This window comes from Vibrio sp. 1557 (genome assembly GCF_033340175.1).
In the GTDB taxonomy this organism is placed as follows: Bacteria; Pseudomonadota; Gammaproteobacteria; order Enterobacterales; family Vibrionaceae; genus Vibrio; species Vibrio alginolyticus.
In genome coordinates, this window is record NZ_JAWOVZ010000030.1 from 14,195 (window position 1) to 34,472 (window position 20,278).

Consider the following 20,278-nt stretch of genomic DNA (forward strand, 5'->3'; position numbering starts at 1 on the left):
TGTCTCTTTTATTGTGTTAATGCAGATTTAACCGCGTTACCCAACTCATCTGGGTTAAATTTCGCAATGAAGGTGTTGGCACCTACACGCTCAACCATAGCTTGGTTGAATACACCACTTAATGAAGAATGGAGGATAACATAAAGGTCTTTCAAATCGGCATGTCTGCGAATTTCAGCCGTTAAGGTATAGCCGTCCATTTCTGGCATTTCAATATCGGAAATAACCAACGAAATTTGATCGTAGATATTGCCTTCTTGAGCCATTTCAATCAACTTATTGTACGCTTCTTTGCCGTCTTTGACAGATACGACCTCAAAACCGATGGATGTAATCGCACGCTCTACCTGTTTACGCGCGACCGTCGAGTCATCAGCAATCAGTATGCGGCGTACAATAGGCTTTTCTTGTTCTGCTTGTGCGATTTCTTCGCCAATAGCGGAATCCATCGTTTCATCAACTGGCGCAATTTCTGCCAGGATTTTTTCAACGTCAAGGATTTCAACCAGCTCATTGTCAATGTTTGTCACGGCAGTCAAGTAGTGCGCTTTACCTGCACCGTCTGGCGGTGGCAAAATCGCTTCCCAATGCATATTGATAATACGCTCAACCGATGATACCAAAAATGCTTGGATCGTACGGTTAAATTCTGCAATAACAACAAAACATTTATCTAAATCAGTGGTTGGGCGGCCACCAATTGCCAGGCTCAAATCAATAACGGACACGGTATGGCCGCGGATATGAGCGATACCTTTAACCAGAGGGTGTAGATTTGGCATTGAAGTCAGCTTAGGGCACTGTAGTACTTCTTTCACTTTGAATACGTTAATGCCGTAGCGCTGTCGGCCCATCAGTCGAAAGGTCAATAATTCCAATCGGTTCTGACCGACGAGTTGCGTACGCTGATTCACCGAGTCAAGAATCCCCGTCATATGCTCATCTCCATCTCAAACTTTTTGTTTTTAAATGATACTCTACCACTGGCAAGCACGATACCAGGGAGACAGTATGGCGTATTTCACTTTCACTTCGACACCATTGACTATGACAATATGTAGAGCGCTAATTACAAAGTACGCTAAGTCTATCGGCATTTTGCTCAGTATGTTTAGCTTTTTTGTTCATTCAGCTTCAGATAATCAGATCGAGCAAATAAAAACAGCAGCAGAACAACATATTCTTGCTACGGTTGATCAGCCTGATGGTGGCGAGCTATCTGTTAATGCGGCAGAGATCGACTCGAGAATAAAAGCAACGGATTGCCCTGTTCCATTAGATACATCTGCCTCTTCCACCAGCAGCACGAGAAGTAACATCAATGTGTTAGTGGAATGCCAACCGGATGACTGGAAAGTCTATGTCCCTGTGAGGATCTCGGTATCAGTACCAATGATCGTCGCGACACGAACATTAGGGAGAGGAGAAATCGTCAGCGCATCGGATGTTACCACTTCCATGATCGAGCTACAGCGCTTTCGTAAAGATGGATTTTCTAGCTACGATCAAGTGGTTGGGGCAAAGCTAAAGCGTAATGTTCGTTTAGGCGATGTCGTAGAGAGAAATGATGTTTGTGTGGTATGCCGAAATGAAAAGGTCATTATCAAAGCGGTGAATTCTGGCATGACGATCACAACGCAAGGCACAGCATTGCAGGATGGTTCAGCTGGCGATCAAGTAAGAGTGAAAAATGATAAGTCACAACGTATAATAGAAGGCATAGTGACTGACATTGCGGAAATCACTGTTAATTTTTAATACCCACTGGTAGCGTGTTTAAACTGATCAATAAAAATGCAAAAAATGACTAAAGTTATTTTTGCGCTGGTCGATAGTCTGGATACCAGTATTACGATACAAGGCAAAGGTTAAACATGGCAGGTATAGATAATATACGTTCAGGGCAAATGATGACGACAACAAGTCGTGCTCCTACACGTAACGATTCCAATGCTACCAGCACGACAGAATCAAAAAAGGCGCCAGCGCAACAAGACGCAGTATCACTCAGCCAGCAAAGTAAAGCCGTCAGTAAACTCCAGAAGGATATGGCAGCTTCTCCGGCATATGACAGCGCCAAAGTTGCAGCAATCAAAGAAGCTATCACAAACGGTTCATACAAAGTCGATCCTGAAAAATTGGCTGACAACATGATTAAGTTTGAAAACGAATTGCAAGGCAAAAGCTAACTGGTTTAGGCCGAAGGTAAGTGTTTTATGGCAGCATTAGTCGATCTCGTTAATTTCCAGCTAGAAAATGCTAAGGCACTTTCCGCTGTTTTACGCCAAGAAACACAAGCAATCACGGCGCGTGTCTCTACCGAGATTGAGAACATTGCCAAACAGAAGATGACGCTCATTGATCAGCTCAGAACAACTGATCAGCGAATCGCCTCTCACCCGCACGTCAATCAACTTACTGAAGATGAGCACCTAAGTCAGGTTGTTGCTCAGATCCAATCGATCGTCCTCGACTGTCAACAAGTTAACCAAGTAAATGGCGAATCGCTTAGTCGCGCACAGCTGAGCTTCAATAAACTCAACAACATGCTTCAGCGAACTCATGGCAAAGTTGGCATGACCTACAATGCGGGCGGAAAAACCCACACCATCTCGACGCTTGGCACCAATATAAAAGCTTAAACGTCACTCTTACCCTCAATTCCCGCGCTCACGTAGATATAAAAAAGCGACTCATTGTTACCAATCAGCCGCTCAAAAAGATTATCTGTCTAGTGAAATGGTTTAAAACAAGGTTTGCTGACGCTTCTCAGGCACCTGCTGAACTTCTCCATAATCACGTAGCTTATCCATCTTACGGATATCCAGGCGCAGCTCAGTCACATAACTGTCTTCAACAAGATAACTACGCACAACTTCTGCACCACGAATTACACCATCGACGGCACCAGTGGTGCTTTCAATACCCAAACGCTGGTCTTGCAGCTCTGCACGTCCACTAACACGCATGCCATAAACTTGCTCTGCTAGCTCACGATAAGCATCAATTTTTGATGCGCGCATTGCTCGTACACGCTTTTCTTCAACTGTGCGGCCTGTTTGCTCACTGACGCTGGCATAACCCACCGCCACTAAGATTTCATCTTGACGCATCTGTTGTAATGGCTGACACCCAACCAATATCAGTGTGGCAACAATAAATAATAACTTCTTCATGCTTCTATCCTATGGACGGAGAATCACAGTGTACGGCTGACGAATAGTAGGGTCAGAACGAATCAACACACCATCTTGTGTGCGGATGCTATTTAACGTATCTAAGTCACGCCCAATACGGTCAGCCGGAAGGAAACCTTGCGCTGTCGCTACAACTACACGGCTTTGCATGCCAACCACGCGTGCATTGACAAGCACTCCGCCCTCTTGGCGCAGCATTGTTCCGGTCAGTACATACTGAATTTGCTGCTCTTGAGCTAAATCTTGCCAATCACGACTTAAAGCAAAATCGCCCTGCTGCGTCACTTGAATAGAGCCCGTAGTTTTGAAATCAACCACTTTAAACCCTCGGCGCTGAAACTGATGGATAAAACCTTCAGAGACCGAGTTACCTAACCAGTTTGTTGCATCCATATTTTGTAGATCAACAAACGAGGTAATCGCAATCGGTGTCCGCGCTGATACTGCCACATTAGAAACCATCAGGTCTTCTGTCATGCTCTCAATGAAAAAGTCCATCGTATGACGCGGACTATCCATCAGCATGAACTGGCTTCCCGAGTACGGTTCTTTACCATTGTAAATCGGTGAGTACGCGCACGATGTCAGAAGCGTCATCATCGATGCGGCGACAAGCCACTTTTTCATGGTTTGATTCTCCAGATAATCTTAGGTGATACCGTTCTTTATTAATTCCTTTCCAAGAAAGTGAATATTGGAACAGTCTTTGCTTTTCTTTGTTTGCCTAACGAAGAAAAACCCACCAAACTTCACTGAATTTGTTAAAGCAATATTTATACCCGAACGGTTGTAACCAATGAAAAAAATATTAAACAGTCTGTTTTCAATCACTTTAGTGATGCTTGTGCCTTTTAAGGTAATGGCATCTTGGTATGAAGTCACAGGCGTTGCCACCATCGTTTCTTCAGAAGAGACGGCAAGGCTCCATGCGTTGGAAGACGCGCTGTTCAAAGCCGTCAATTTTTCGGGCGCAGATATTGGCAGTATTAGCAACTTGATGCCGCTGTTAGAAGAAAGCCGCAACGAATACCAGTTTACCAATCATGAAGTCCGTTACATTTTGGTCGAATCTGAACGCAAACGTCGCGGTAAAGTCGAGGTAAAAATCCGCGTTGATATTTATCCATCGGCAACGGGTTGCCACACCGATCAATACAAAAAGACAATGCTGGTCGGCAATATTGAGGTCGCATCACCACAACAAGCAGTGATGGGACAAATTTATCAAGTTGGTGACGATTTTAGCCACGTAGTGAACCGTCAACTTGATCAAACCTCACGCAGCTTTGTGTCTGTTGGTACAACGGACTACTCAATAAGCAGCAACTATCCTGCTCGCACTCAAATGATCGCGCAAGACAATGGCGCACAATACATCATTGGAGGGGTCATCACCGATCTCACTGCAACGGTCGAATCTCAACTATTGCAAGATGACATCATCAATCGTCAGTTTGCGTTAGAAATGAAAGTATTTGATGGTAAAACTGGCCATGAAATCTTCAACAAAGCCTACCGTGAGGTCGCGCGTTGGCCATTTGCTAAGACGAGTCAAGTGGACACTCGTAGTGCACGTTTTTGGGCATCGACCTATGGCGAGATGATGCTTCGCGTTAGTCGCAATATTATGTTGGATCTGGAGTCGGAGCTATCTTGCAAAATTACACTGCCAGAGGTTGTGGCAGTCTTCGGTAATACCGTAACGATGGATCTCGGCCGTATGCACGGCGTAAAAGAGGGAGACAAATTGCAGCTTTGGCACACCGCGTCGTTTATCGACCAAAATGGATTGCCAAGAAACAAAGTCTCGCAAAGCGAAATTACATTAACGGTATCACGCATATACGAACACGAAGCGGAACTGACGATTGATCAGCCAAATTTAGCATCTAGCGTTCAAATTGGCGACGTAATGAACAAGATCCTATAAAAGCAAACATTAAGTCTTGAGATATGCTCACTTTTGAATATCATAGGCAGCGCATCTTATTTGATTATACCAATGACCGTAGCGAATCGTTCAACGTGATGCTGATACAGATCTGGTAGATTGCTAGATTTGAACTCAGTAAAACAGTGCAATGAACTGCAACTATTGGTATTACGCCCCCATGGCACAGCTGGATAGCGCAGTCCCCTCCTAAGGGACAGGTCGTAGGTTCGAATCCTACTGGGGGCGCCATATCATAGCCTTAGCTCCCACTTGAGCTAAGGCTTTTTTGTATCTTCAATTTCAAGCCTCGCACTGCTCCCCCTAGTACACCGTGTTAGATAATCTTCCCAGTAATCAATATGATCGGATCGGGTGTTTCGGTTACGGGATAAACCCTTCTACTGATCTGACTTCTTCCCCTTGAAATCATTTCAACAAGCCCTATTTACAGTTTTGTATTTTATTACTTTAATTATCTATGAGTTTTGCTTACCCTTTTAGCTATTAATAAAATTATTAGTTAGCACTATGTCTAAGAGCAATTTAATAACTAACACTGGACACCGCTTTATTTCTAAAGGCAAGACAGCCTTTAAGATACATATCCATACCCCCGAGGATACGGTACTACACCGCTCGGTAGGATTTGTTCGTATTGGAGAAAAGAAAGGCTTACAAAAAGCCATTAAGCTGAGAAACGAGTTAGGCCGGCAAATGTGGGGCAAATTCTGGCGACGTCTTTTGAAAGACCCTTACCTAATGACTAGGCTTCCACATAGCGTTGAGCCTAAAATCGTTCACAAGCCTAACCCTACTCTTGAAAACCCTGACAACCGAGATACGTGTTACATCGCCAAGTGGCGAGAGTTCAATGATGACGGCGAGTATAAATATAAAACGGTGGTTCGCTCTATTAGTAAGTACGGCAAACTTGCCGCCTACATGCAAACCAAAAAAGCGTTGTTAGAAGCACATAAAGATAACTTGGAGATCCTGACATTTATGGGGCGTTTAAACAGCATTGATCTTAAGTAATACCTGGCCACTTTGAACATTTCAGTCAGTTTTTTTGAAGAGAAATAAAAAGCCCCAAAGAGCGAACTCTTTGGGGCTTTCAGCTTCAGTCTTCTATACTACGGTCGAATAGGAGCTTATTGCTGAACTTGGTATTCAAATTCTGGAACAACGACTTCTACGCGACGGTTTTGTTGACGACCTTCACGAGTGTCGTTTGAAGCGATTGGGTTGTTTTCACCTTCGCCACGAGCTTGGATACGTGATGAATCAATACCTTTTTCAACGAGTGCGTTAGCAACAGACTCAGCACGTTTTTCAGAAACTTTTAGGTTGTAAGCTGCTGGACCAGACGTATCTGTGTAACCTACAACTTCAACGTTCGCTTGTGGGTGCTCGTTTAGGAAAGCAACTAGGTTATCAAGTTTTGCAGCGCTCTCTGGTTTTAGAGTTGTGCTGTTTAGATCGAAGCTACCTGTACCAATTGTTTGAGTTTCGAATGTTTTCGTAACTACAACTGGCTCTTCTACCACTTCTTCTACAACCACTTCTTCAACAACAACTGGCTCTTCTACGATTACTGGCTCATCGTTGCCGCCGAATTTGAAAGAAACACCTAGTGTTGCAGTGTTACCTGTCGCACGAGTTACATCGTTGCTGATGTCAGTTAGTGTTTGGTATTCCGCACGAGCTGTTACGTTTTGGCTTAGGTTGAATTCAAGACCAGCCGCGCCTAGGTAAGAGTAATCATCTTTGCCATCAAACATTACGTAAGCGCCACCCACTTTACCGTAAAGTGCGATGTCTTCAGTGATTGGTAGGCTAAATTTAGGAGCAAGAGTGATCGCTTCTACGTGGCCACCGAAAGAAGTTTGGTTAAAATCACCGATGTTGTCGAAACCCGCTTCTACTGCGAAGTATTTATTCATTTCGTAACCAACAAAAGCGCCAAGAGTAGAATCGTCTTTGTCACAAGCCTGGCCCGCTACACACGCGTCTTCCATCCATGACTTACCCATCTTACCACCAACGTATACTTCTGCTTGTGCTGCTGAAGCCATAAGTAGAGACGCTGAAATTACCGCTGCTAATTTTTTCATTATTGATTCCTCTAAAGAAGTTCTTTTGTTAGATGCCGAAATGCGCCGTCTGACTGACGTTGTATTTCAATTCTTTTTATTCATTCCTTGAGTGAGATACTTAGTCAGCTTCTTTTTATGCACATGCATTTTTTTTATGGAAGCAACTTACGTATATTTCCTGTTCAGTGATACATATCGCCATCTCGGTATCGCTGACGGGATGAACTATAACGCTAAGAAATCGCGAGAAAAATCCCAATTCTGTCAATTTATTGTCATCAAAAATCTCGAAAACATGTGATCTTAAGCAAAAAAATCCCCACGCAATCACGACGCAAACGTTTGCTTTATTTTTTGAAACAACATAGCTAAAGCAAAGGTTTTTCTTAAAAATGAGACAAACAAAATGGAACTTTAAGGAACATGGATAAAAATCAATCAGATATTTGATATATAATCGCTCGTTTTTTATTCATGCCAACGATATTTGGATTAAAAAATCTTATCCATATTGAGGTAAATTACAGGTGAAACCATCTCTTCATTCACCAATATGAGAGAAAGTTTCTCGTTATCTAAATTGAAGATACAAAAAAGCCGCGGTTGCTCACCGCGGCTTTGTGACTATTTATTCAAAAGAACGTTCAGTTCAAAGCAATTATGCGTTTGCTTCACGCTCAGCAATGAACTCAAGCGCCATCTTAATGCGAGCAATACAACGCTCTTTTCCAACCAGCTCCATTACTGCATCGACAGAAGGAGACTGACCGCCTCCTGTTACAGCAACACGTAATGGCATACCGATTTTGCCCATGCCGATTTCCAACTCTTCACATACTGCTGCGATAACGCCATCTTTGATGTTCGCTGTCGTCCACTCAGTTAGTGCTTCCACTTTCGCTAATGCAAGTTCTAGAGGCTCTTTAGCCACGCCACGTAGGTGTTTCTTCGCTGCGCCCGCTTCAAACTCAGAGAAATCTTCATAGAAGTAACGGATTTGCTCAGCTAGCTCAACTAGTGTGTTGCAACGCTCACCCACTAGCTTGATCACGTCAGTGATAGCAGGACCATTCGTTACGTCTAGTTTTTGTTGATCTAGATGCCATTGTAGATGCTCAGCAACGTACGCAGGATCTGAGTTCTTGATGTAGTGGTTGTTCAACCATTGCAGTTTGTCAGTGTTAAAAGCAGACGCTGACTTAGATACTGCGTTTAGGCTAAATAGATTGATCATCTCTTCTTGAGAGAAGATTTCTTGGTCCCCATGAGACCAACCAAGGCGCACTAGGTAGTTGTTTAGTGCCGCAGGCAGGTAGCCCATATCGCGGTATTGCATGACTGATACAGCGCCGTGACGTTTAGACAGTTTCGCGCCGTCATCACCCAGGATCATTGCACAGTGTGCAAATGTAGGTACTGGCGCACCTAGTGCTTCGTAGATGTTGATTTGACGAGGCGTGTTGTTGATGTGGTCTTCGCCACGAACAACGTGAGTGATACCCATGTCCCAGTCATCCACTACTACACAGAAGTTGTAAGTAGGTGAACCGTCTGTACGACGAATGATTAGGTCATCCATTTGATCGTTGCGGATTTCAATGCGACCACGGATTTGATCATCAAATACTACGCTGCCTTCTTTCGGGTTACGGAAACGGATAACACATGGATCGCCATCTTTTGCCGCTTCGTTTGCTGCTTTGATTTTTGGATGGTTAGCATCGTAGCGAGGCATTTCTTTATTTGCTTCTTGCTCTGCACGGATTTCATCTAGCAGCTCTTTAGACGCGTAACATTTGTAAGCTTTGTCTTCAGCAAGAAGCTTATCAACCATTTCGTTGTAACGGTCAAAACGTTGAGTTTGGTAGTAAGGACCTTCATCCCACTCCAAGCCTAGCCATTCCATGCCTTCAAGAATTGCATCAACCGCTTCCTGAGAGTTACGCTCAAGGTCTGTATCTTCGATACGTAGAACGAATTCACCACCTTGGTTTTTAGCGTATAGCCAAGAGTAAAGTGCAGTACGCGCACCACCAACGTGTAGATAGCCAGTTGGGCTAGGAGCAAAACGAGTTTTAACCGTCATTTGAGTTCCTTAGGGGTAATGAGCAACGAGAGATCTCTCGTTGTAATGTCAAGGATAAAAGTGGCGACATTTTACCACCGTAAGTCAATTCTACAATCGGTTTGACAACAGAAATAAAAACAGGGCAGAACCAAAAAGGCACAGCCCTACTATTTACTGTTAAAGCACAAGACAAAATTACTTCAGGTTACGCATTGCCCATTGCATAAATTCTTGCTGCTCTTCACGGCTCAATTCATTAAACGATGCTTTGATTGTTTTGGTTTCCGCTGGAGAAGACGCAATGCTTGCCTTAGTCGATTCTTTATTCATTGCGTTATTATAGTCGGCAACTTCTCGTTCATAATCACGAAAACCTTGCAAACCACCTTTACGAAGTTGAACCATAGAGAATGCCACTTCTTTTCCGTTTTTGTCTTTCAATACCACTTTAGGATCGAGTTCGAAGGCTCTCGCCTCTTCAATAGTACGGAATGTTTGATAAGTCAGAGAAAGCTCGGTGTCTTTTTCTGCATCAAACTCTAATACCAGCGGCTGCGAATCGAATTTACGGCGCTTTCCATCTTCAAATACGATTTGTCCAACCGTTACCGCCAATTGGTTTTCCCCATCCTTTAACTCGATGCTGTTGTTCTTGGATATCCACTCAGGGTAGACGAACTCGCCGTTGAGAACGCGAGGAACTAATTCAGATTGCAGAGTGAGTTGAGCAGCAAAAGCTGGCGCCGAAAGCATTGCGCAAAGTCCGAGAAGTGTCGTTGTTTTTTTCATCATGGTTTCTCACTTTATACCAATTTAGATAAGCCTCTAAAATTTACAGGCCAGTCATTTCAAAGGCTTATTTGAATAAGTATCAAGATAAAAAGGGCGTTTCCGCCCTTTTAGCTGCTTCTTTAATTAGAAGTAGTATTCAACACCTACAGAGAACTCGTCGTAGTCAGCAGACTTCCAACGTGCTTCTGTTGGTTTATCTAATTGAGACGCACCGTCGCCAAAGTCTAGAGTACGAGCACGTACGTACAGCACTGCCGATGGGTCTACGAAATACATAACTTGTGCTGATAACACATCGTCCGCTGTATCGTTAATTTTCTTACCATCACGCTCTAGATCAAAGTTAGCGGCGTAAGCCAGTTTGTATTGCCAATCACCCGTGGTGTACATGATAGCGGCAGACATTGCATCTTGCTTTTCACTCACACCATTGCTTGCGTCCGCTTCCATGTATTTGTATTGCGCAAAGAAAGAGATCCCGTTATCAAACCAGCCTTGTGCCCCTACCAAGTACGTGTTGTTTTCCCACGTTTGGCTTTCCATCTTGATATTACGGTTACCTTCATATGCCGCATCTAACTGGATAGGACCAATTTTGTAGTGTGCTGCGATACCACCCCAGTAGTCATCCCCTTCGCCTAGACCTGCTTTATCACCTGCACCAGCTGCGATATCTAGGGAGAATTTGTCAGCAAACATTGGAGAGTCCCAGCGGATAGTGTTTGATTGACGGTCTTGGTACTTGGCACCACCAATAGCACCACCCCAGTCGTATACATCGCCGAGACCAGGGTTAGATGCTGGCCAGTCAACCAATTCGTACATAGGTGTCAAAACGCGACCCAGACGAATTTGACCCCAAGATGCACTTTCAAAACCGACGAATGTGTCACGTTCACCAAGACCTGCGCCCTCGCCACCAAAGCTAGGGTCTACATAACCGCCTTCGATTTGCCAAATAAAAGTAGGGTCGAAGTTAGCAAATTGTTTTTTACCACGGAAACCGATACGAGATTCGTTGTTTAGCTGCATGCCACCCAAATCATCGTCCGTTGCTTTGCTGCCAGAATCGTAATCGCGGTACGCGGCCTGCATCGCGATGATCCCGTAAACTTCATAAGAAAATGAATCTTTGGTTAGAAACTCTTTTGCTGCGTCACTGTTTGCACCATCAGCAAATGCAGCACCACTGAACATCATGCCGGTAATTGCCGTGGCAAGTAGGCTTTTCTTTAGGTAAGACATTATAAACCCCTATATTTTTAGTTTTTTCCATTTTCAAATTCACTAACTAGGACATGGCAGGAACTTGAAACAGTGTTTGGACGGGGCAAATATGACAAACTTTTTTCGCACTAAAAAACTTTCCCTACAGCAATCTGAGCGACTTCAAAATGAGAAGATCAAAAATAAAATAAATCAATAAAAAACAATTAGTTAACATCAAATATAAAAAATAAAAAACGTTAAAAGTACGTTTTGACACTGAACTGACATTGAGAGCATCTAAAAAACGTGAGCGACTTCATTCATCTTTTAGGTGTTTTAACGGAACTTTATATTCAAAGAGAAAAAACCTTGAGATCACTCGCAAGTAAAATGACCGTGCACTTGTGGGATTCGAGAGATTTTGACGAAATTGTTGTGAGTAGCAAATGGGTATTGACCTTACCCTTGCAGGAAGGTTTAAGCTCATAGCATCACTACTATTGAGGTGCAGATTATGTATCAGTTAGTTATACCTTTATCAGGGCTCAACTGCATGGGCTGTGCGAGAAAAGTTGAGAATGCTTTACATGCGAATCACGATGTGGAGATCCTCAATTTGTCCCCGACGCAAGTAGAGGTCAAAACCGAGTCTTCTCTTAAAGAGCTCGTCTCGTCGATTGAATCTCTTGGTTACCAAGCAGGAAATCACTACGAACTAAACCTTTCAGGCTTAAGCTGTGGCGGCTGCGTCAAAAAACTTTCATCTTTATTAGAATCTAATCAAGACGTTATTTCTTTTGAGGCTTCAACAACGCACTTAGAGATTCGTACCCTCCTCTCCGAGCAACAAGTGATCGACTTAATAGCAACACTCGGCTATACCGCCAACCTTGATTCTGTTGAAGTAGAGAACGAAAGCTCACCAGAGACCGAACAGGTAGAAAAGCAAAGCAATATTAAAGATACGCAGGTGCCACCAGCGAGTATTCAATTGCAAATGCTGATTCAAGGCATGACGTGTGCGAGTTGCGTCTCTTCAGTAGAGAAAGCACTTACTAACGTAGAAGGCGTTGAGAAAGCACAGGTCAACCTCGCAGAACAAAGCGCACTAGTATTCGCAAGCCAAGACTCTGATGACCTCCTTAACGCAATTGTTGAATCGGTAAAACAAGCCGGTTACCAAGCAGAGATCCTACAAGACGCCGCAACCCAGCAAGAAAAGCAAGCACAGCAACAACGTCAGCAACAAAAATGCTTTAAGCTGGATGCTATTGCTGGCCTTGTCGTCGGTGCCCCTTTAATGATTTGGGGCGTTGCTGGCGGCAATATGATGATTCGCAACACCAACGACCAATTAGCTTGGGGCGCGATCGGTATCGTATGTTTACTCCTTCTTGCCACAGCAGGGAAACACTTCTTCAGTAACGCTTGGTTAGCAGCTACTCATAAGCGCGCCACCATGGACACGTTAGTCGCGCTCGGTACTGGCGCAGCGTGGTTCTATTCGATGCTTGTGGTGATTTTCCCAGACTGGTTCCCTCTTGCTTCACGCCACGTGTACTTTGAAGCGAGTGCAATGATCATCGGCTTAATTTCTCTTGGGCACTATATAGAAGCAAAAGCCAAAGCAAACACAACACGTTCCTTACAAGCTCTGATTAACCTGCAACCTCAGCAAGCTACGGTAATCACGGAACAAGGCGACCAACAAATCGCGGTTGAGCAAATCACGCTAGGCATGAAACTGCGTATCAAACCAGGCGAGAAAGTGCCTGTTGATGGTGTTGTGATTCAAGGTGAATCATACATTGATGAGTCGATGCTCACTGGTGAACCAGTACCAGTATTAAAAGCGCAAGAGGCTCAAGTGTCTGCTGGGACATTAAATACCGATGGTGGATTAGTCATTGAGGCAACGGGCATTGGCGCAAATACCACGCTGGCTCGTATCATCCGCATGGTGCGCACAGCGCAAAGCAGTAAGCCAGCCATCGCGAAACTGGCAGACCAGATTTCATCGGTGTTTGTCCCTGTCGTTGTTGGCATAGCAATACTGGCCGCGCTCGTTTGGTTTGCCGTTGGCCCAGAGCCAAAAGCGAGTTATATGCTGGTGGTCACCACAACCGTCCTGATCATCGCCTGCCCTTGCGCTCTAGGCTTAGCAACCCCGCTTTCTGTCACGGTGGGAGTGGGTAAAGCCGCAGAGCTCGGCATTCTGATCAAAGACGCCGACGCCCTGCAATTGGCAAGCAAAGTCGACACGGTTGTGTTCGACAAAACTGGCACGCTTACCCAAGGTAAACCTAGCGTTCAGAAAGTGTTTACTCACGCCACCAGCCAAGAAGATCTATTGGCTTTAGCGTATGCGGCAGAGCGTCAGTCTGAGCACCCACTGGCAAAAGCGGTATGTGATTACGCCAAACGACACGACGCAAAGGATGTCTCATTAGACAAGTTTGAGAACGTTCGCGGGCGCGGCATTTGGGCGACGTATCAAGATAAACCGCTACTCATTGGTTCGCTTCAATTTATGCAAGCAGAGAACGTCGAGACTAGCGCACTAAAATCTGCCATCGATGAATGCGCAAAAAATGCGTGGACTCCGGTAGCTGTGGCATTGAACGGCGAACTGATCGGTCTGATCGCCATTGCCGACCCGATCAAATCAGATGCGAAACAAGCGCTCTCTGCATTAAAATCGCAAGGCATCAAAACGGTAATGCTGACGGGCGATAACCAACACGTTGCCAATGCTATCGGCCAAGAACTTAGTATTGATGAAGTGATTGCCCAAGTAATGCCAGATGATAAAGCTCAGCACATTGAGCAACTTCAATCTCAAGGACATGTCGTGGCAATGGTGGGGGATGGCATTAACGACGCCCCTGCTCTCGCGTTATCCAACCTAGGTATTGCCATGGGTAGCGGCAGTGATGTCGCCATTGAAAGTTCGCAAATGACCATCCTGAACACGTCACCAATGGCGGTAGTACATGCGATTGAACTCTCTCGCGCTACACTTAAGAACATGAAGCAAAACCTATTTGGTGCCTTTGTTTACAACTCGTTGGGTATTCCAGTTGCCGCTGGTGTGCTTTACCCAGCGTTTGGATTTTTGCTCAGTCCTGTTGTCGCAGGAGCGGCAATGGCACTGTCTTCAATTACTGTCGTTAGTAATGCAAATCGACTACGACTGTTTTCAGTAAAGTAACCACTTCTTTTTGAGGGTATTATGAAGTTGAAACTATTGACCTTTGCAATGCTTGCGACCGTGTCCGCCAACGTATTGGCAGCCGATGTCATTAACCATAAATCGCCATACTGTGGCTGTTGTGGAGAATGGACAAAACACATGGAAGAGAACGGCTTTACGGTCGAAGAAAAATTGCACGATGACATGAACGCCATCAAACGCGATCTAGGCATCAAGAATGAACAGCTTTACTCTTGCCACACGGCAGAGATCAACGGCTATCTGTTTGAAGGTCACATTCCAGCCGAAGACATTAAAGCGTTTTTGAAAAATCCACTACGTAACGCAAAAGGCCTATCAGTACCGGGCATGCCAATGGGCTCCCCTGGTATGGAATATGGCGACAAAAAAGACAGCTACACCGTTTACGCCTTTAACGAAAAAGGACAAGTGTTCGAATATAGCCACCACGAAGGCAACGGCAAATAAAAACAAAGCCCAGCGAGACAAACCGCTGGGCTTTTTCTTAATGGATAGTTAAGACAAATATAAAATTAGAAGCCGTAAGAGGCACCAAATACAAAAGCGTTATTCACTAGGCTGTCACCACTCGCGTTTTCTGCACCGTGTGCTTGACTACGGAACTCAAAGTAAGGTTGAACACCTTTACGAGTCCACGTTGCACGAAGCTCGTGGTCCATGGTTTCCGCTTCAATCATGTAGACGTTGTTGTAGCTTAGCGTCACATCCTCATTCATCACGTAACCGATGCGGTTGTCCATGCGGTAATCTGTATCCGCATCTGCGTCTGTCGCATCAATGTGCGCACGAGTACGGTTACTTAAGGAGATGCCGTTATCGAAGTTGTAACCGATCTTAACCAATGGACGGTACTGTACGTTCTCGCCAGCAGAGAATAGGTGTTGGTAACCCGCGGCAACCCATAAATGATCGGTAATATTAAATGACTGCTCACCACCCACAGTTATTGCTGGTGTTGTGTTACCTGCGCCACCGTTTTCTGTTTCCAGTTTACCCAACTGAATACCATCAAATTCGGTATAAACCGTAAAGCCGCCGAATTGGTTATCAAAAGTATGACCAGCTTCCAGTGTAGACGTAACGTCCGAACCATGAATTCGACCATCATCGTGGAATTGAACATTACCTGTTACGTAAGAAGAACCAGCAAAAGCATTAGAAGCGAAAGCGAGAGAAAGAGCACTCAGTGCAAAAATATTTTTCATAATTACTGCCTTTATTTATTCACGTTATGCGATAGTTTTAGAGGGCATCTCTTCCCTTTTATCGCAAACTTTGGAATGTGCCTCCTTGGCGTTCGCAATATTGTTTTAATTAATTCGCGATGGAAAATAAAACATTTTAAAAAGTGATCTTGTTCAAACCGAAGCTCAACAACCCTGATAAAAACATGGAAAATACAGGCACTTATCGTATTTTTATAAAATTATTCAAAAAATAGAAGTGTGATCGTAAACAGATAATTTATTGATATTTAGCAGATTAAGTCGATCAAGTTCACAATAACCTTGACCATTACAACCAAAAACTTATTTATCAATGAAAAATAATTAGACATCGATCACGCTTAATTTCCTCAAAAAATAAAGAAAGCCCCAACATGATGTTGAGGCTTTGCCAAAAAATTAACTTACAAGAATCGAGTTATTTCACGCTGGTCACTCGACTTGCTTTCTCACCGCTTGCTGACACAGAACGGATAAACACTTCACCTTTCACATTTGGACGAGCATTATCTACGTAAGTTAGCCAGTTCTTGCCGTCTAGAGAGTATTGAAGCTTCACACCCGGGAACTGAACGTTCATTGCCAGTTTACCCTCTTCAACTTTCGCGCCTGGTACAGGTAGGCGGTAGTCGATACCCGCTTTTTCTAGCTTAGCCAGTTCGCGTTGGCCAAGTACGTTCGCAAAGCGGTTGTAGTCTTGGTTTAGCGCAGCTTTGTTTACTAGGTTAGAGTTTTGCGAGTATTCAACACCCACTTTGTAGTCGTTTTCCCAATCAGCACGGTGCCATGCACGTTCAGCGGCTGCCAGTACGCGAGGGAATACCATGTACTCGTATTGCTCGTCGTTACGTACTGTCTCAGACCACAGCTGTGCTGATAGACCATAGAAAGGTTTCGCTTTGATTTCACCTTTACCAGTGAAGCCGTTACCATCGCGGTCTACAGAGGTTTCTGCGTTCTGAGGCATGTTCTCTGGTGCAAAACCAAACATCTTACGAGTATCTGTTGCACGCGTCGCCCAGTAGTAACCACGTTCTTTCGGGTCAACTTCGTACGGCATGTCCATGTATACGTAGTCTGGGTTAGAAACGATAACGTCGTAACCTTTCTTAGACCATTCGTACACTGATGATGTGCCACCCCAGTAAAGAACGTCCCAGAAATTAACACGTGTGTTTTCTGTTGCGAACGCTTTCTCACCTTCACTGTACTTAAGGCCATCTTGCCAAGCTTGGAAGTTTGGAATGCCTTTCTCTGCCACCATCTTCGACACTTCTTCTGCAAAGTGGCTTGGTAGATGAGCAAAATCGCTTACCGTACCGTCTGCAATTAGCGTCTGACATTGTGGTGACTGTGCGAATGGCTTGTCTTGCTTAGACAAATCAATGTTACCCTTCCAGCTTACTTTGTCTTCTGCGTTGATGTCTTGCAGACCAGCGCCTAGCTTGATGTTCTTCGCTTCGTCACCACCAAAGTGCCATGTTGTTAGCGGCGTGCCCGCTTCTTGGTGCATTGCTGCTACTTCTGAAATCACTTTATCAACAAAGCGAGTTGAAGATTCCATACATGGGTTGATGAAGCTTTGCTTATTGTAGAACTGAACCGTCGTTACGTTCGATGTATCTTGAGGATCCATCAGGCGGTACTCGTTCGCTTCTGCTTCTTTACCTTCTTCCATTAGACGGTCGTAACGTGCTTCCATTGATACCACTGCTGCACGAGCGTGTGCTGGCATATCGATTTCAGGAATCACTTCGATGTTACGCGCTTTCGCGTACTTCAAGATGTCCACGTAGTCTGCTTTGCTGAAGAAGCCAGAACCAAAGTTGTCTGTCGTTGCACCTGAGCCAAGCTGAGGCAGTAAACAGCTTTTCTCTTCCAAATCGAAACAACGGTTAGCACCCACTTCAGTCAGCTCAGGCAGACCCGGGATTTCTAAACGCCAGCCTTCATCATCCGTTAGGTGAAGGTGTAGTTTGTTCATCTTGTACGCGGCCATTTGGTCAAGCGTTGCAAGAATCGCGTCTTTAGAGTGGAAGTTACGAGCCACGTCCACCATCACACCACGGTAATCAAAACGCGGCGCATCTTTAATAGACAGTTGTGGTAGAGAATCAGCATTTTGGCTATCTACCAGGCCAAAGATAGATTGTACTGCGTAGAAAGCACCTGCTTGGTCAAACGCTTTAATCGCAATACCGTCGCCTTTGATGCTCATTTCGTAAGCACCAGATTTTGCCAATTCACCGGTGAAGTCTGCAGGAACAACAGTGATGCTTACAGGAAGATCACCACGAACATCCACACCTACCACTTCTGCACGACCTTGAATTGCTGCGTATTGAGCCGCATCGAATGCGTCTTTAGGCAGCGCAATACCCGCCGCGATATCTACCGTACCTTTACCTGCTTCAACAGACATTGGCGTTGGTAGTAACGTGGTTGATACGTCTTGTTTTGCTAGATCTTCGTTCTTCTCGAAACGAGACACAGCGCTCGCAAATACGTTGTTGTCATCTGGCGTACGTTTTAGGTTGTTACCCTCAAGGCCAGTCACGAAAGATGCAACGTCTTCTGTGTTAAGAGAAGCGATCATCTTAGGCTCTGCATTTGGTGCAGCAACGAAAGCGCCTGGCATGAAGTCAGTTTCAAATAACTGCCAGTATTCAGCAACAAGAGGAAGCACAACCTCTTCACCCGCAGCAAAACCATCAAACTTATCTGTTGGTTCTAGTTTGTGTAGATCACCCGTTACGCGAGAGATTTTAAACTGTTCGTTTTCAACATCCAGAATCAGACGAATGCTATGGAAGTAAATAGCCCAATCTTTTGAGTCAACCGCTTCACCTTGGTTAACCAGCGTCATGTTTACCTTGTTACAAGACGCCCACTCAGCCCCTAAGTCCTGACAAGCAAGACCTTCGTTTGCACCGTGGTTAGTCAACACTTGGTATTGAATATCAAGATTATTAGCCAACGAATTTACAACTTGTTGTTCAGAGCTTTGCAGCGCAGAGCAACCTGCTAATGTAGTGATAACAGAAACAGCAATCAGACTAGGTTTAAACATCTTACTTCCCCAAAAAAGTCAGTGGTTCAAAACGACAATGATAAAAATCTCGGCCCCTCAAATGCGAGGTACCTAACCGTTACATTCAACATACAACCTGTTATTTCTAAGCGTAAAATAAATAGAAATAGGAAGTGATCCAGCTCAAAAAATGACACTCAGCAAAAACAATAAAAATCTAATTTTCATGGAGTTACAATACACGTCAAAATCGAACAACTTGTTTTGACGAGTTTGCTGCGATCTAGGTCACTTATATTCATGAGTTACGACTGATTTTGTAAGATTTGGATCACGCCTAATTATTTTGTGAACCATTAGTAAGCGAATTACCTATTTACCTTTCGTGAAGTGACTCTCATTTATTCGTCGTCAAAACTCGTCAATATTTTTAGAAATGACGATTTTGTCGAATACCCCACTGGAGAAATTGCACTTAACCTCACGCTATTTTGCGTATAAAGTTTAAAGGTATCTTATCTGAGGACCATTCTATGTTTCGTCTCTTGACGCTCATATCATCTCTACTTGTTACTTTGACTCCTTTTTCCTCTTATGCAGAGCCACAGCATTGGTTAGCGAAAAAAGGGGAAACCGAACTTATGATTATTGGCTCGGTACATGTGGGGGATAAAACGATGTACCCACTCCCTAGAACGGTCATCCAGCATTTAAGCCAAAGCGCAGGGTTGATTATTGAAGCAGACGTCAGGAATTCTGAAGGCTTGGTTTACCCACAAACAACCATTCTTTCTAAAGATGTTTTAGACAGAGCTCAACGTCGCCACTTAATTGAAATTGCCCAAGATTTAGGTTTGCCAGAAACTCAACTCCTAAATTCCCCACCTTGGATGGCAGCATTCACCATCCAACTCGCTTTAGTCAACAAACTGGGGTATGTCTCTGATAAAGGGGTCGACATGCACTTAATAGGACTCGCTGATAAAAAGCAAATCCCGGTCATTCCACTGGAGTCCGTGCAATTCCAAATCGATTTAATCGCAGGTCAATCAGAAGGCGGTAAAGAGATACTTCTCTCATCAATTGAAGAATATGATGGCGGAGAAGAGTTGGTTCAATGCTTGATAGAGAGTTGGAAGAGTGGTGATGGTAGCATGTTGGTCGAAGCCTCTTTGACCGATCATACAACAGAAGAGTTTAACCAAGCCTTTTTATACGAGCGTAATCGAGATTGGGCTAAAAAACTCGACACTGGCAGTGTTCTACCTCAGCAATCGGGTCGTTACACCGTTGTTGTTGGTGGCTTGCATTTAGTAGGTAAAGATAACCTGATTGAACTGCTTAAAAATCGGGGATTTAACATCAAACCACTGGGTAAGACGCGCCAAGCAAATTGTGATATCTAGTGATTGTTTGAAAAATGCCATTTAAATACAACCATTTAAAATTCATTCAAACTTTCTTATAAAACGCCGTTAAGCTAAGTGGATA

At 44.2% G+C, this 20,278-nt stretch carries 17 protein-coding genes and 1 tRNA gene; 9 read left to right on the top strand and 9 right to left on the bottom strand.

Features of this window, described 5'->3' with window-relative positions:
* Positions 1 to 8 precede the first annotated feature (8 nt).
* Positions 9 to 935, bottom strand: a complete 927-nt coding sequence (locus R7070_RS22115; RefSeq protein ID WP_005382022.1) for a chemotaxis protein CheV — start codon at positions 933 to 935, stop codon at positions 9 to 11.
* 76 nt (positions 936 to 1,011) lie between these two features.
* On the opposite strand from R7070_RS22115, the gene flgA reads away from it, so the two are divergent.
* From flgA to R7070_RS22130, 3 genes are all read left to right on the top strand, one after another.
* On the top strand, positions 1,012 to 1,758 hold the full coding sequence (gene flgA / locus R7070_RS22120; protein ID WP_005382020.1) for a flagellar basal body P-ring formation chaperone FlgA: 747 nt from the start codon (positions 1,012 to 1,014) through the stop codon (positions 1,756 to 1,758).
* A gap of 116 nt (positions 1,759 to 1,874) precedes the next feature.
* On the top strand, positions 1,875 to 2,189 hold the full coding sequence (gene flgM, locus R7070_RS22125) for a flagellar biosynthesis anti-sigma factor FlgM (protein ID WP_017819976.1): 315 nt from the start codon (positions 1,875 to 1,877) through the stop codon (positions 2,187 to 2,189).
* A 27-nt stretch (positions 2,190 to 2,216) separates the two neighbouring features.
* Positions 2,217 to 2,642: a flagella synthesis protein FlgN gene (locus R7070_RS22130; protein ID WP_005382015.1), complete on the top strand. Its 426-nt coding sequence runs from the start codon at positions 2,217 to 2,219 to the stop codon at positions 2,640 to 2,642.
* A gap of 102 nt (positions 2,643 to 2,744) precedes the next feature.
* Here the strand turns inward: R7070_RS22130 and flgP are convergent, their stop codons facing one another.
* Both flgP and R7070_RS22140 read right to left on the bottom strand, forming a co-directional pair.
* The gene (gene flgP, locus R7070_RS22135) at positions 2,745 to 3,176 is read right to left on the bottom strand and encodes a flagellar assembly lipoprotein FlgP (protein WP_005382014.1); all 432 of its coding nucleotides are present in this window, start codon (positions 3,174 to 3,176) and stop codon (positions 2,745 to 2,747) included.
* Positions 3,177 to 3,185: 9 nt separating this feature from the next.
* On the bottom strand, positions 3,186 to 3,824 hold the full coding sequence (locus R7070_RS22140) for a FlgO family outer membrane protein (RefSeq protein WP_005382013.1): 639 nt from the start codon (positions 3,822 to 3,824) through the stop codon (positions 3,186 to 3,188).
* Between the two features lie 169 nt (positions 3,825 to 3,993).
* Between R7070_RS22140 and R7070_RS22145 the strand changes: the two genes are divergently transcribed.
* From R7070_RS22145 to R7070_RS22155, 3 genes are all read left to right on the top strand, one after another.
* Entirely contained in the window at positions 3,994 to 5,127 is a 1,134-nt protein-coding gene (locus tag R7070_RS22145) for a flagellar assembly protein FlgT (RefSeq protein WP_005382012.1), read from the top strand.
* A 175-nt stretch (positions 5,128 to 5,302) separates the two neighbouring features.
* Positions 5,303 to 5,379, top strand: a tRNA-Arg gene (locus R7070_RS22150).
* A gap of 279 nt (positions 5,380 to 5,658) precedes the next feature.
* Positions 5,659 to 6,165 (top strand): hypothetical protein, encoded by a 507-nt coding sequence (locus tag R7070_RS22155; RefSeq protein ID WP_005382011.1) that lies wholly within the window; start codon positions 5,659 to 5,661, stop codon positions 6,163 to 6,165.
* Between the two features lie 116 nt (positions 6,166 to 6,281).
* Here the strand turns inward: R7070_RS22155 and R7070_RS22160 are convergent, their stop codons facing one another.
* The 4 genes from R7070_RS22160 to chiP all read right to left on the bottom strand — a co-directional run bounded on the left by R7070_RS22160 (position 6,282) and on the right by chiP (position 11,331).
* Positions 6,282 to 7,244, bottom strand: a complete 963-nt coding sequence (locus R7070_RS22160; RefSeq protein ID WP_005382010.1) for an OmpA family protein — start codon at positions 7,242 to 7,244, stop codon at positions 6,282 to 6,284.
* Between the two features lie 640 nt (positions 7,245 to 7,884).
* The gene (gltX, locus tag R7070_RS22165) at positions 7,885 to 9,312 is read right to left on the bottom strand and encodes a glutamate--tRNA ligase (protein WP_005384075.1); all 1,428 of its coding nucleotides are present in this window, start codon (positions 9,310 to 9,312) and stop codon (positions 7,885 to 7,887) included.
* A gap of 177 nt (positions 9,313 to 9,489) precedes the next feature.
* Positions 9,490 to 10,086: a DUF2057 domain-containing protein gene (locus R7070_RS22170; protein WP_005382008.1), complete on the bottom strand. Its 597-nt coding sequence runs from the start codon at positions 10,084 to 10,086 to the stop codon at positions 9,490 to 9,492.
* Between the two features lie 123 nt (positions 10,087 to 10,209).
* A complete protein-coding gene (gene chiP / locus R7070_RS22175) occupies positions 10,210 to 11,331 on the bottom strand; it encodes a chitoporin (RefSeq protein ID WP_005382007.1) in 1,122 nt (373 codons plus the stop codon).
* A 478-nt stretch (positions 11,332 to 11,809) separates the two neighbouring features.
* Between chiP and R7070_RS22180 the strand changes: the two genes are divergently transcribed.
* Together R7070_RS22180 and R7070_RS22185 are read left to right on the top strand one after the other, a co-directional pair.
* Entirely contained in the window at positions 11,810 to 14,506 is a 2,697-nt protein-coding gene (locus tag R7070_RS22180) for a heavy metal translocating P-type ATPase (protein WP_256900430.1), read from the top strand.
* 21 nt (positions 14,507 to 14,527) lie between these two features.
* Positions 14,528 to 14,977 carry a DUF411 domain-containing protein gene (locus tag R7070_RS22185; RefSeq protein WP_017819980.1) on the top strand — a complete coding sequence of 150 codons (450 nt, stop codon included), beginning with the start codon at positions 14,528 to 14,530 and terminating at the stop codon, positions 14,975 to 14,977.
* A gap of 65 nt (positions 14,978 to 15,042) precedes the next feature.
* Here R7070_RS22185 and R7070_RS22190 read toward each other — a convergent pair whose 3' ends face one another.
* Complete coding sequence (locus R7070_RS22190; RefSeq protein WP_017819981.1) at positions 15,043 to 15,735, bottom strand: oligogalacturonate-specific porin KdgM family protein; 693 nt, start codon at positions 15,733 to 15,735, stop codon at positions 15,043 to 15,045.
* A 439-nt stretch (positions 15,736 to 16,174) separates the two neighbouring features.
* Positions 16,175 to 18,826 (bottom strand): beta-N-acetylhexosaminidase, encoded by a 2,652-nt coding sequence (locus R7070_RS22195; protein WP_017819982.1) that lies wholly within the window; start codon positions 18,824 to 18,826, stop codon positions 16,175 to 16,177.
* A gap of 494 nt (positions 18,827 to 19,320) precedes the next feature.
* Here R7070_RS22195 and R7070_RS22200 point away from each other — a divergent pair, with 494 nt between their 5' ends.
* Complete coding sequence (locus R7070_RS22200) at positions 19,321 to 20,193, top strand: TraB/GumN family protein (protein ID WP_005382001.1); 873 nt, start codon at positions 19,321 to 19,323, stop codon at positions 20,191 to 20,193.
* Positions 20,194 to 20,278: the final 85 nt, after the last annotated feature.

Coding starts and splice junctions, on each gene's coding strand:
- R7070_RS22115 (WP_005382022.1), bottom strand. CDS start 935: ATGACGGGGATTCTTGACTCGGTGAATCAGCGTACGCAACTCGTCGGT.
- flgA (WP_005382020.1), top strand. CDS start 1,012: ATGGCGTATTTCACTTTCACTTCGACACCATTGACTATGACAATATGT.
- flgM (WP_017819976.1), top strand. CDS start 1,875: ATGGCAGGTATAGATAATATACGTTCAGGGCAAATGATGACGACAACA.
- R7070_RS22130 (WP_005382015.1), top strand. CDS start 2,217: ATGGCAGCATTAGTCGATCTCGTTAATTTCCAGCTAGAAAATGCTAAG.
- flgP (WP_005382014.1), bottom strand. CDS start 3,176: ATGAAGAAGTTATTATTTATTGTTGCCACACTGATATTGGTTGGGTGT.
- R7070_RS22140 (WP_005382013.1), bottom strand. CDS start 3,824: ATGAAAAAGTGGCTTGTCGCCGCATCGATGATGACGCTTCTGACATCG.
- R7070_RS22145 (WP_005382012.1), top strand. CDS start 3,994: ATGAAAAAAATATTAAACAGTCTGTTTTCAATCACTTTAGTGATGCTT.
- R7070_RS22155 (WP_005382011.1), top strand. CDS start 5,659: ATGTCTAAGAGCAATTTAATAACTAACACTGGACACCGCTTTATTTCT.
- R7070_RS22160 (WP_005382010.1), bottom strand. CDS start 7,244: ATGAAAAAATTAGCAGCGGTAATTTCAGCGTCTCTACTTATGGCTTCA.
- gltX (WP_005384075.1), bottom strand. CDS start 9,312: ATGACGGTTAAAACTCGTTTTGCTCCTAGCCCAACTGGCTATCTACAC.
- R7070_RS22170 (WP_005382008.1), bottom strand. CDS start 10,086: ATGATGAAAAAAACAACGACACTTCTCGGACTTTGCGCAATGCTTTCG.
- chiP (WP_005382007.1), bottom strand. CDS start 11,331: ATGTCTTACCTAAAGAAAAGCCTACTTGCCACGGCAATTACCGGCATG.
- R7070_RS22180 (WP_256900430.1), top strand. CDS start 11,810: ATGTATCAGTTAGTTATACCTTTATCAGGGCTCAACTGCATGGGCTGT.
- R7070_RS22185 (WP_017819980.1), top strand. CDS start 14,528: ATGAAGTTGAAACTATTGACCTTTGCAATGCTTGCGACCGTGTCCGCC.
- R7070_RS22190 (WP_017819981.1), bottom strand. CDS start 15,735: ATGAAAAATATTTTTGCACTGAGTGCTCTTTCTCTCGCTTTCGCTTCT.
- R7070_RS22195 (WP_017819982.1), bottom strand. CDS start 18,826: ATGTTTAAACCTAGTCTGATTGCTGTTTCTGTTATCACTACATTAGCA.
- R7070_RS22200 (WP_005382001.1), top strand. CDS start 19,321: ATGTTTCGTCTCTTGACGCTCATATCATCTCTACTTGTTACTTTGACT.